We start from the raw sequence: 12,131 nt of genomic DNA, 5'->3' as shown, positions 1-12,131 counted from the left end.
CGGGTCTTTTTCTTTACCCTGATTTTGGTTAGAGCTATAATGGGACAAGATAATTCTGCACACCAAGGAAGGAGCTTCTTATGACGAATCAGGCATTATTCGCTATTGGTATCTTTTTAGTTACCTATGCATTTATTATTAGCGAAAAGTTACATCGAACCATCGTCGCCATGTCTGGCGGAATTCTCATGGTCTTGTTCGGGATCATTACACAGGAACAAGCGATTCACCATATCGACTTTAACACGCTTGGCTTACTTATCGGAATGATGATCTTGGTTGCCATTACGGCGCAGACCGGCGTATTCAAGTATGTGGCTATCCGTGCGGCAAAGGTCGCAAAAGGCAAACCGATTCGCATCCTCGTCTATCTGAGCTTGATCACGGCCATTGCCTCCGCCTTTTTGGACAACGTTACTACTGTACTTCTCATCGTACCTGTGACGTTTAGCATCGCCCGCCAGCTCGAGCTTAATCCGATTCCTTTTTTAATCAGTGAAATCATCGCCTCCAATGCCGGAGGAACAGCTACGTTGATCGGTGACCCACCGAATATCATGATTGGCAGTTCAGTACCAGAGCTTGATTTTATGAAGTTTCTCGTGAATTTGAGCCCCGTTATCATCGTGATTATGGCTGTAACTGTTGTTTGTTTGGTCCTGATTTACCGCAAGCAGTTAGTAACATCACCTGAGTTGAGTGCAAAAATCATGCAGTTAAATGAGCGTGATGAGATTACCGACAGCCGTTTATTGAAAAAGTCTTTGACGGTGATGGGTTTGACCATTATTGGTTTCATGCTTCATGGTGCCCTTCATTTGGAGTCGGCAACGATCGCTTTAACTGGAGCATTTCTTTTGCTCCTCCTTACCGGAGAGCATTATTTAGAAGACGCGATCAGCAAAGTCGAGTGGAATACGATTTTCTTCTTCATCGGTCTGTTTGTTCTCGTCTCTGGTTTAGTGGAAACAGGCGTGATCAAAAAGCTCGCAACGGAAGCAATGAATCTGACCGGTGGAGATTCACTCAAGACCTCCCTGCTGATTCTCTGGTTGAGTGCCATCGCCTCTGCCTTTGTTGACAATATCCCGTTCGTTGCCACCATGATTCCAATGATCAAGGAAATGGGAGCCCTCGGGATCACCAATTTGGAGCCGCTTTGGTGGAGTCTTGCACTTGGAGCGTGTTTAGGTGGGAACGGTACTTTGATTGGAGCTAGTGCCAATGTGATTGTTGCTGGCTTGGCTGCAAAGGAAGGACATCATATCGGTTTTTTCAGCTTTATGAAGGTCGCCTTCCCGTTAATGATCCTGTCTATCTTGATTGCTCATGTCTATGTTTACTTGCGCTATTTTATTTGGTGAGGAGGAACCCCTAATGTTCCATTATACCTTTAATGAAAAAGAAATTGAGATCAAGGAACAAATTTCACAACAGGATGCTACCTACCACATTGTCGTTAAATCCGAGTCCATGCGAGGTCGTGTCAAAGAGGTACGGCGTTATTTTGAGGGGAACAAAGACTACACGGATGTCCTGTTTTTTTCACGAGAGGATGGATCTTTCGAAGTAATCGTACGTCTCAACATGATCGAATCCTTTTTGATCCATGCCTTTCGCTTCAAATGTCTGCAATCGATTAGTTGGGAATAAAAGAAACTCCGCCGTTTCTACATACGGCGGAGTTTTTTTATCTACAGAATGGAAAGGATATCGCGGACATCATCGAGAATAAAATCTGCTTTTTCCTCTTCAAACTTGCTGCGAGCGTCTTGACCGGACAGTCCAGTCAATGTCGCTGCAAACTTGCAACCGATTGAGCGAGCCGCTAGAAAATCTGCGAGTGAATCGCCGACGATCAGCACCTCATCCCCATTTTCGATTGGCAATGCAAAATGGACAGCATCGCTAATCGGTGTATCGAGTCCAAGCAACCCTTTGATATAGGAATAAGGGTGTGGCTTGGACATCGGCGCAAAGCTAGGAAACGCTTCTTCCGCATCGAGTACGTGAGAGGCAGTTACGACGCGGTTCGGGTCGAACCATTCCAGTATGTTCATCTCACTGAGAGGAACATGCGTTTCGATGGTAGGGCGCCCTGTTCCAATTCCCAGTGTGTAGCCTTTTTCTTTCAATGTACGGAACAACTCGACCATTTCAGCAGGTGGTACAATGGGAATCTCGTCTGACAAGAATCCTTTCTTACCTGGCTGCATGGTTTCACGCCCAATCGATGCTGCCACACGCTCATCACCGAGATACCATTCTTGAAACGTCTTTTGAATCAACTGCCATAGATCACTATTGCGTGAGAACATTTCTGTTGCAATACCGCAACGCTCTTTTGCAATTTGATTCAAGTAGAGCAGCATTTCTGCTTTTTGTGCAGAACCTTTGGCAAAATCAGCGGTGAACGCTGCGTAGTCTACTTGGAAATCATGAGCATAAGTGGCAGCCCACTCTTTCACTTTTGCCAATTGCGGTCGATCAATTTGTTCGACAAGAAGGCTCGTTGCTTCTGGAACTTGCGTTTTAACCGCTTCAATCAAACGAATCAACTGATAGGAAAACGCGAGGAAAACCATGTCCCAGTTGGAGTTGATTCCACGTGACTTGATGAAGTTCAGCACTTCATCATGAGCGAAAACTTGCTCGCGCACTCGTCTGATTTGTGCTTCTTCCGGAGAAGGTGTGAATTCCTCGCCTGCAAGCCCTACATACTGCGGGCTGTACAAAAATTCCCATACGGTCAATGCAGAAGCATCAAAGTAACGCTCTTCACTCAACATAACCCCATCAACATCAAATAAGATCGTTTTGATCATTTTCTCTCTACACTCCTACTTGTTTTTATGCAGCATCAAGGCGATTGTAAATGTCGTTCCCTCACCCAGCTTACTTTGCACACTGATAGTGCCCCCGTGTGCCTCGACAAGGTTTTTCGCGATGGCTAGTCCAAGACCAGTTCCGCCTAGTCGTCCACGTGTGCGAGCCTTGTCAGCTTTATAAAATCGTTCAAAAACAAACGGCAAATCTTCTTGTGGGATGCCACTGCCTGTATCGCTTATCTCAACCAGCAATGTTTTATCCCCGCGAGCCCGAATGGTGACGCTTCCTCCACTTGGTGTATGTCGCAGCGCATTATCGATCAAGTTCGTTAGCACTTGCTCCATGCGATCGGGATCAATGAATACATGGGTATGCGTCGTCGATATTTCAAGGAAGAGATGGATTTCGCGTTCTCTCGCCAAATTGGTGAATTTACGTTGAATGCGCTCCAAATACGGACGCAGTTCCATCGTCTCCTGGAACAACTCAACATGCCCCGCTTCCATCCGTGCCAAACTGAGCAATTCATTCACCAGCTTGGTCATACGCGCTGACTCGTCATAGATGATCTGGGCCAATTCTTTATGCTCTTCCGGTGTTGCCACAATATCATCCACAATCGCTTCACTGTACCCTTGCAACATGGATAGAGGTGTTCGCAGCTCATGGGATACGTTCGCCACGAAATCATTGCGCATCTTATCCAGTTTACGCTCCTGCGTGATGTCTCGAAGAACTGCGACAGCACCTCGGATTTGATCCCGATCATTCAAAGGTACCATGACAACCGACCATATGCGTCCTTGAACAGGGATATCTTCTGTCACTTCCTGTCCGGTTTGCAAAACCTGCTGATAGAACGGGAACAGCGGAACAGGCTCATCCGAATGCTCGAAATCCCAATCTCGCAAAAAACGTTCCGCTGGCGGATTCGTTACAGCCAGCTTACCGTTCGCATCTATCATCACAACACCATCTACCATGCTTCTAAGAACGCTCGCCAGCTGCTCCTTCTCTTTGGACAGTGCATCGACTAACTGATTGAGCTTGCTTGCCATCGTGTTAAACGAAGCCGCAAGTTCACCAGTCTCGTCTTGGGTCCTGATCGGGATTTCAGCATGAAAGTCCCCTTCCGCAATGCGATGCGCCGTTTCTTTCATCTGACGTAATGGAGTCGCAATACGCGATGAAAGGAAAAAGGCGAATACAGTGGTAGAAACAAATCCGATGACGCCAACCACAAAAATTAAAAATCTGACTTCCCTAACCGTATCATCAAAATCTTCAATCGCCTGATACATGACCACTGCACCCGTTTTCCCTGCTGCCATTTCTAAAGGAACAGCGACGGCGAGAAGTTCATGCTTGTTATTTGTATGATCGGCCGAATTATTCACATCAATATAGATCGTTTTGGGTGCAGGATGCTTGCCCGCCAGCGCATCAGACAAACGCAATGCAGGATTTTGGAGCAATCGCTCAACCGGAATACGAGGGAGCCCAGCCCCCTCGCTCATACCGACTTGCTTGCCTTTTTCATCGAGAATGACCATGCCCGTATGATGGACCAAACCAAACCTGGAGGCCATCTCCATAGCGGCAGTCATATCTGGACTCTGCGCCAAACCGACTGCGATCCCGTCTGCCAAATCGTGCAAATTCTTGGACTGCCGATTGCTATAAAAGCTGTCAAAGGATTGAACGAGCAACAAACTGAAGATCGTCAAGACAAGAGCAAATAAGGCAATAATGGTCATCCATAGCTTTCCGACTACACTGCGAAAAATAACGTCCACTTTACTTTGGCACCTCTAGCTTGTATCCGACGCCCCAAACCGTGGCGATCATATTGGCTGCTTGTGGAGAAACACGGTTCAATTTTTCGCGGAGACGCTTGATATGCGTATCCACCGTACGCAAATCGCCAAAGAACTCGTAGTGCCACACATCTTTCAGCAGCTCTTCACGCGTGAAGACTTTATCCGGCGACAATGCCAAGTAGTGCAAAAGCTCATACTCTTTTGGAGTCAGGCTCACCTCTTGGCCACTTGCAATGACCTTGTGTGCATCGTGGTCAATGGTCAGTTCCGGGAAAACAAGGACGGAATGACTGTTGAATGTCTCTGTCTTCAAATAAGCTGTCGCGGAAGAACGGCGAAGAATCGCTTTTACCCGGTACATGACTTCACGCGGGCTGAACGGTTTCACAACATAATCGTCTACCCCTGCCTCAAACCCGTGAACGCGGTTCGTTTCTTCCCCTTTTGCCGTCAGCATAATAATAGGGGTTGCCTTGAATTCACGAACACGCTGGCATACCTCGATCCCGTCCATTCCTGGCAGCATCAAGTCGAGCAAAATGATATCATAGTCACTTCCCACAGCCATTTCGACTGCTTGCTCTCCATTATCTGCTTCATCAATCAGGAAGTTTTCTCTTTCCAAGTACATTTTCAGTAGTCTGCGAATGCGTTCTTCATCATCCACCACGAGTATACGTGCCATTTTTTCCATACTGGAACACCTCTTGCTCTCATAATATCGTAAAACCGTTAGAAGATAGTCCAAAAAGCTGGTGGTATAACCAGCTTTTTGAGGAAATTCTACACCCCAGCGTAAGAGTGCAAACCAGCAATGACCAAATTGACCACGACCAGTGTAATCAAAATAATGACAAACCCGATGACGGACATCCATGCTGATTTTGCACCGATCCAGCCTCTCGATAGACGCAAGTGCAAGTAGGCACTGTAGAAAAGCCAGACAACTAATGCCCATACTTCCTTCGGGTCCCACCCCCAGAATCGTCCCCACGCCTCTTCTGCCCAAATCATCGCAAAGATAAGGGCTCCAAGAGTAAACACTGGATATCCGATACTGATTGCTCGATAACTGATCTCATCCAGAAGCTCAGGATCGACGCTTTCAACCGAAGGCTTGATAGCAGCCCCTAATCGTTTTCGGAAAATCAAACGCAATCCGCCATACAGAATTACCCCTGTAAGGATTGACCACAGCATCGTATTCAATTTCCGTGCAGCGTCTTTTCCTTCCATCCAGGTAGGTGCCTCAAAGAGTGGTGACATTGGCCCTTCCTTGATGATGGTTGAATCAGCCGGTGCAACAATTGCAGGCAGGATGTACTCCACTTTCGGTTTTACCTTTTGTCCCGCTGCATTCATTTCTTCTTTCTTCATCTCGAATACCGTCTTTTGATCCATACGAGCAAAGGTAGAATCCATTAAAATGAATCCAACGAGCATCAGGACCACAGCCAGCACAATCTCCAACCATTTCGTACTTTTCGTGGAAATATGCTGCGGAACGGTACGGATCAAATACATGAGACCCGCTGCAAAACCAACCGCCAAAATCCCTTCACCCAGGGCTGCAGTTGTCACGTGAATGTGCAGCCAGTAGCTCTGCAAAGACGGAATCAGTGGGGTGATTTCCTTCGGGAACACGTACGAGTACGCGAGCATGATTACCCCAAGCGGAAGAACGAACGCCCCAATCGAGGTCAGCTTGTAAATCCGGTAAATAATTAAGTAGGCCAGAATAATACAGTAATCCAAGAATGCCATAAACTCAAACATGTTACTCGTCGGGCTATGGCCGCCGGCAATCCAGCGAGCAACCACATACCCTGTTTGCGCCACAAAACCGACAACGGCTAACCAATACGCAATCCGTCCATAGCGATTTTCATGTTGCTTGGGATCACGCCCTGCCCAATTTTTACCCGTCACGGCTACAGCGAAGACGATAGACGAGATCACGTAGAGCAGAAACGCGATATCCAATAACCAGTCACTCAGTTGAATGAGCTGCACGTTGTTAGTACCCCCTTTGAAGCTTTAGGCCTTAGCCTTCGTTTTATCTTCTATCGTGACAGGGAGCTCCGCTTGTTTAACCAGCCCGTCTACTTCCCTGCGAAGACCGAACCAGTTTTTATTCGTATGGGCCGCTACCAAGATACTTCCCTCTTGCGTCTGTACCCAAACCCGGCGATGCTGCCAGAACACACCGATTGCAACGCCCGCAAGGAAAATGAATGAACCGAAATAAATCAGTGGCAATGCTTTGTCCACCCGTACATTCAGCCCTGCAATATCGATTAAATCAGGCATTTTGATGTCGAGGCCGTAACGAGGATCATTTTTCTGTGTAAGAATGGTTCCTTCAAGATATACCAATTTTTCGTTGTACTTGCCATTGTCTCCAATGAGTTCTAATGCGACCATCGGATTTTTAGGTAAATTGGTTTTCGTCGCAGGCTTCCCGTCTTTTCCCATTATAAAATCGGGGAAGTAATCCAAAATCCGTACCGTGAACCCATCCGCAATGGTTTGCTCGGGCTGTGGATTGTACAGATCAATTTTGATAAGGCCGATTTCTTTTTTATTGTTTTTCAAATCGACCACTGTAAAATTGAGCGCTCCAAGCTGCATCTCTTGCACGCCGCTCTGATAAATGTAGAGGCTGTCCTGCTCCATCGGATGATTCACGACGATCGGCCCCTTCTGTACTTCTACCAAATCCGGCTTTTTTCCTGGAACGTCAGCGCTTTTATTTTCATACAAAATGGCATCTGTCTGGTAGCTCTTCACGATGGCTCCGCCCTTAAGCTCCAGTTGCTCCGGCATTTCTTCTTCCGACCAATACTCTGTCGTGTAGTTCTCGTTTTTTATGTAGTAAGGGGTATTCGGAATCGCCATTGTTTGTCCCTCACGCACCCAGACGTACTCGTCCAAGTAAAAGCCAGGCAGGCTTCGCATTAAGGTACCGACCAAAAACAAAATCAATCCAATGTGATTAATGTAAGGACCCCAACGGCTAAAACGGCCTTTTTCAGCCATAATCGCTCGCTCCGTGCGGAAAATGCGGTATCCTTTTTCTTTTAATGCCAGAGCGGAGGCGTCCAGTATTGCTTCCTGATTGGCGTCTGGAGCAAGCTCACCCTCTGCAAACAGCTTTTGCCCTTTCAAGAAGGACTTGTGCTGGTTCAATCTCGGCTTCTTTAACGCTTTATACAGCGGTACTACGCGGTCCAGACTACAGATAACCAAAGATGTACCGAGCATAACCAGAAGCGTCACAAACCACCAGGACGAGTACATATTGTGAAATCCAAGGCCGTAAAAAATCGTTCCAAGCGTACCATATGTTTCCGTATAAAAGCGGGCAACATCTGCTTCTGTCGGTACGGGTACTGGTATGTACATTTGCTGCGGAAAGATGGTTCCGACTGCGGACGCCACCAAAATGACAATAATGATACCGATTGCAATTTTGACCGAAGAAAAAAAGTTCCAGACTCGGTCGATTACCTTCGTGTTATTCGTTTGAGAACGTCTTGCCATTCCTTCATAACGCATGTCAGGAAACGATGTCTGCTCGTGGACTTCCACGTTCAAAGGCTTCCCGCAAGACTCACAGAGCAGCGTCCCAACCGGGTTGGTATGACCGCATTCGCATTTTCGCTGATCCATCATTGCTCCTCACTTACGGCAAGATTTTTGTTACTTTTGACTCAATCATGGCTTCATCCAATTGCCCGATAAATACTTCCTGCACTTCTCCATCTGGGTCGATGAAAAAGGTCGTCGGAATCGGACCAATTCGATACAGCTTTGTAATTTCCGATTGGCGATCTAGCAAAATAGGGAAGTCAATCTCGAACTGCTTTACGAATGGTTCTACGGCAACTGGCGATTCTCCGATATTGACGCCAATTACAACCAATCCCTTATCTTTAAACTTCGTATATTGCTTTTGCAATGCCGGCATTTCTTCCTTACAGGGTTCACACCATGTGCCCCAGAAATTGAGGATAACGCCTTTTCCTTTCAAACTTTCCAGAGCCAGCTCTGGTCCATTCAATTGTTCCAAACTAAAATTCGGAGCATCGCTACCTACTTTCACAGCACCGGGGTCCTTCACAAAGCTGGAATAGAGTGCAAAGACCAGCGCCACAAGCAAAACACCCAATACCGCGATCCTGACATATGTACGATTGCTTTTGTTCATGAGGCCTTACTCCCATCTACTGCTAATAAATTGCATCCTTTTCCCATTCTATTATAGCGTTCCTAGTTTTTCCGACAGCGCACAACTTATGAACAGATTTTGAACGAATCAATGTTTCGCGCGCGGGCTCCTTTTCTTTTGAACCAAGCCCCGCTTCAACCTCTCCACTTCCTCATGCGTGAGCTTGCGAAATTCACCAGGCTTCAGTCCATCTAATGTAAGAAATCCTAAACGGATTCGCTCCAATGTCAACACCGGATGACCGATCGCCTCACACATTCTGCGTACTTGGCGATTTCGTCCTTCATGTATGGTCAGTTCTACCAATGCTCTTTGACTGCTAGACTCTGTCTTTAGCAATTTAGACTGACCGGGAGAAGTCATGCCGTCTTCCAAACGAATGCCGGTTGCTAGCTTGCGCACTTTTTCCTGACTGGGGATTCCCTTTACCCATGCCCGATACACTTTATCGATTTCATAGCTTGGATGTGCCAGCCTGTTGGCGAGCTCCCCGTCGTTCGTCAAGAGCAGCAAGCCGGAAGTATCGTAATCCAAGCGACCTACTGGATATACCCGTTCTTTAATTCCCTTCAACAGATCGATCACTACCCGTCTGCCGCGTGGGTCTGTGACGCTCGTAATGACACCAGTAGGCTTGTACAACAAGAGATAGACATGTTGCTCCAGCTTAACCGGCTGTCCATTCACCACAATTTTGTCCTTGAGCGGATCGACTTTTATTCCCTGCTCTCGTACGACTTGGCCATTTACCTGCACCTTGCCTTGCGCAATCAATTCTTCACAATGGCGACGAGAGGCGACTCCAGCATGCGCCAATACTTTCTGTAAACGTTCCATCGTTGGTTCACCTCTACAACATCATACCCATTCTTACTAGTGTGGACAAGAAAAAGGGAAAAACTTCCCCATATCCATGAGGAAGTTTTCAAAGCCTACTCTATTTGAGCTCTTTTAAGCGAAAATGTAGGAGACAATGAGCAGCGAAAATATGACACCTGCCAGATCTGACCACAAGCCTACTTTTAGTGCATAAGCAGAATTGCGAATACCAACTGCGCCAAAATAAACGGTTAGGACATACAGAGTCGTATCTGTACTCCCTTGCATTGTAGCGGCCAGTCTGCCCAAAAAAGAATCGGGACCGTACTGCGCGATCAGATCTGTTGCAATCGCAAGCGAGCCTGTTCCCGTCAACGGACGAAGCAACGCCAACGGGACCAGTTCTTCCGGAAAATGCAGCAGGTCAAGCAGCGGCTTGAGCGCGCGAAGCAGTAGATCCAACGCTCCTGATTCCCGAAACATACTCACCGCGACCATCATGGCAATCAGGTGCGGGAGTATGCGAATGGTAGTGGTTAAGCCGCCTTTTGCTCCATCTACAAACGTCTCGTAGACGGGGACTTGTTTCCGCCACCCATACAACAAGACAAAGGCAATCGTAACGGGAATGGCCCAAAGAGAGAGCAGGGATACCCATTGGTACATAAGGACTCCCCCTATCTGTGTCTTCGTATATGTCGATAACGGTACATGCGATCAATCAACAGCGCGACAATCGTGGCGGCAAAGGAAGATAACAGCGTAGTCCCTACGATTTCTACGGGATTCACGGAGCCATACTGCATACGGATTGCGATCATGGTTGTAGGAATAATCGTTATGCTCGCCGTATTGATCGCCAGCAGTGTACACATGGCAGCCGAAGCGTTTTGCTTGTCTGGATTCAGCTTTTGGAGTTCTTCCATCGCTTTCAGCCCCATCGGCGTTGCTGCATTACCTAGCCCGAGCAGGTTTGCACTCATATTTGAGAGGATATACCCCATAGCAGGATGCCCTTTTGGAACATCGGGAAAAAGGACTTGAATGATCGGTGACAATGCCCGCGCCAATAGTTCAAGGAGTCCTGACTTTTCAGCAATCCGCATCATTCCCATCCAAAAGGCGAGAACACTGAGAAGGCCGAGACAAACCGTTACTCCCGTCTTGGCTCCCTCAAACGCTGCTGCGTTGATCGCTTCCATCCGCCCCGTCACGGCCGCAACGACAATGCTAATGACAATGAGCCCGAGCCAGATGACATTAAGCACTCCACAGCCCCCCTGACACTATTCCCCAAAACTGCTGCCACATTGAGCGTGAAGCTTGCGGGGTTGCAGAAGTCGGCGCATCCACACGAACCAGCAACGGAACCTGCCCAATCATCTTTTCCTTTAAATAGAGCTGAAGAAATCCTGCCAGTTGACCATCCATTTTCGATGTCACCGTTGATTCTCCCATAACGACACGCTTGTGAATCGCCTCTGTTTCTGCCGTTTGCAGTGGATATTGAAATGTGTTTGTGGTGACAAGATGAGTTCCTGCTTCAAATGTGACTGGCGTTTCAGGCTTTACCTCCTGCCCTTTCTTGACCAACTCTTGTAGCGGATAATTTGCGAAGCCCCAGTCCATCAGCTTGGCGGAGTCGTTCCAGTCATCAGAAGCATTCAGAGTAATTGTCGCCAGCTGTCTTCCGTTCCTTGTGGCAGAGGAAGCCAGGCAGCGCTTCGCGAGTTTGGTGTATCCCGTTTTCACACCATCAGCACCGTTGTAAAGGTGAAGCATCTTGTTTTTGTTCAGTAAGCGCCGGTCCCATTGTTCGCCTTCCCACGAAATATCCTTGACTTTCGTTGAGACGATTTGACGAAACACCGGATTATGCAAGGCATAGGCGGACAGCTTTGCCATATCTTCCGGAGTGGAGTAATGCTGGTTACTGTCATCTAAACCATGCGGATTGGTGAAATTCGTATGCTCCATTCCAATCATTGCAGCCTTTTCATTCATTAAGTAAGTGAATCCGGGCACTGATCCTCCGATGTGGGTAGCGATGGTGACGGCTGCGTCATTGCCAGATCGCAGCATCAAACCGTACAGCAGTTCTTCCAGCGTGAGCTTCTCTCCATTTTTCAAGTAGATGGATGAGCCTTCTACACCTACTGCTTGTGGCGGTACCGTTATCTGTGCATCCAATTTGCCCATCTCGATTGCTACGATTGCTGTCATCGTTTTGGTCAGACTCGCAATCCTCATTTTTTTCGTACCATTTTTGGAATAAAGAATCCGTCCACTCTCGACATCGATTAGTGCTGCACCTTCAGCGGACAAGCCAGGTGGAGCTGCAGCAGCCTTTACCACCACTGCCGGCGTAAAAGTCATCTGTATAAAAAGAAAAACGACGAGTACGCCGGACAGATATTTTCGGATGTTCATAA

At 47.4% G+C, this 12,131-nt stretch carries 12 protein-coding genes; 2 read left to right on the top strand and 10 right to left on the bottom strand.

All coding sequences use genetic code 11. From position 1 onward, the window contains the following. The first annotated feature begins 80 nt into the window (after positions 1 to 80). Together KB186_RS04740 and KB186_RS04735 are read left to right on the top strand one after the other, a co-directional pair. Positions 81 to 1,364, top strand: coding sequence for an ArsB/NhaD family transporter (locus KB186_RS04740; protein ID WP_221867122.1), 1,284 nt, complete (start codon positions 81 to 83; stop codon positions 1,362 to 1,364). A gap of 13 nt (positions 1,365 to 1,377) precedes the next feature. Continuing rightward, the gene (locus KB186_RS04735) at positions 1,378 to 1,653 is read left to right on the top strand and encodes a hypothetical protein (RefSeq protein ID WP_229088043.1); all 276 of its coding nucleotides are present in this window, start codon (positions 1,378 to 1,380) and stop codon (positions 1,651 to 1,653) included. Positions 1,654 to 1,694: 41 nt separating this feature from the next. On the opposite strand, the gene KB186_RS04730 is transcribed toward KB186_RS04735, so the two are convergent. The 10 genes from KB186_RS04730 to KB186_RS04685 form a co-directional block, all read right to left on the bottom strand. Next, positions 1,695 to 2,825 (bottom strand): HAD family hydrolase, encoded by a 1,131-nt coding sequence (locus KB186_RS04730; RefSeq protein WP_232773178.1) that lies wholly within the window; start codon positions 2,823 to 2,825, stop codon positions 1,695 to 1,697. A gap of 15 nt (positions 2,826 to 2,840) precedes the next feature. Then, positions 2,841 to 4,625 (bottom strand): ATP-binding protein, encoded by a 1,785-nt coding sequence (locus tag KB186_RS04725; RefSeq protein WP_173609547.1) that lies wholly within the window; start codon positions 4,623 to 4,625, stop codon positions 2,841 to 2,843. Position 4,626: 1 nt separating this feature from the next. Continuing rightward, complete coding sequence (locus KB186_RS04720; RefSeq protein ID WP_012686105.1) at positions 4,627 to 5,343, bottom strand: response regulator transcription factor; 717 nt, start codon at positions 5,341 to 5,343, stop codon at positions 4,627 to 4,629. Between the two features lie 89 nt (positions 5,344 to 5,432). Next, positions 5,433 to 6,662: a c-type cytochrome biogenesis protein CcsB gene (gene ccsB, locus KB186_RS04715; protein ID WP_173609548.1), complete on the bottom strand. Its 1,230-nt coding sequence runs from the start codon at positions 6,660 to 6,662 to the stop codon at positions 5,433 to 5,435. Between the two features lie 24 nt (positions 6,663 to 6,686). Continuing rightward, positions 6,687 to 8,321: a cytochrome c biogenesis protein ResB gene (resB, locus tag KB186_RS04710; protein ID WP_173609834.1), complete on the bottom strand. Its 1,635-nt coding sequence runs from the start codon at positions 8,319 to 8,321 to the stop codon at positions 6,687 to 6,689. Positions 8,322 to 8,334: 13 nt separating this feature from the next. Next, positions 8,335 to 8,859, bottom strand: a complete 525-nt coding sequence (gene resA / locus KB186_RS04705; RefSeq protein ID WP_173609549.1) for a thiol-disulfide oxidoreductase ResA — start codon at positions 8,857 to 8,859, stop codon at positions 8,335 to 8,337. A 108-nt stretch (positions 8,860 to 8,967) separates the two neighbouring features. Next, a complete protein-coding gene (locus KB186_RS04700) occupies positions 8,968 to 9,717 on the bottom strand; it encodes a pseudouridine synthase (RefSeq protein ID WP_232773177.1) in 750 nt (249 codons plus the stop codon). Positions 9,718 to 9,831: 114 nt separating this feature from the next. Continuing rightward, the gene (locus KB186_RS04695; protein ID WP_007724050.1) at positions 9,832 to 10,365 is read right to left on the bottom strand and encodes a spore maturation protein; all 534 of its coding nucleotides are present in this window, start codon (positions 10,363 to 10,365) and stop codon (positions 9,832 to 9,834) included. Between the two features lie 11 nt (positions 10,366 to 10,376). Then, complete coding sequence (locus tag KB186_RS04690) at positions 10,377 to 10,967, bottom strand: nucleoside recognition domain-containing protein (protein ID WP_173609551.1); 591 nt, start codon at positions 10,965 to 10,967, stop codon at positions 10,377 to 10,379. Beyond that, complete coding sequence (locus KB186_RS04685) at positions 10,960 to 12,129, bottom strand: D-alanyl-D-alanine carboxypeptidase family protein (protein WP_232773176.1); 1,170 nt, start codon at positions 12,127 to 12,129, stop codon at positions 10,960 to 10,962. The genes KB186_RS04690 and KB186_RS04685 overlap by 8 nt, the downstream gene beginning before the upstream one ends. Positions 12,130 to 12,131 lie beyond the last annotated feature (2 nt).

The organism is Brevibacillus sp. AF8, from assembly GCF_021270385.1.
Lineage (GTDB): Bacteria > Bacillota > Bacilli > Brevibacillales > Brevibacillaceae > Brevibacillus.
The sequence above is the reverse complement of the archived record's forward strand: the minus strand, read 5'-3'. Positions and strand labels throughout refer to the sequence as shown.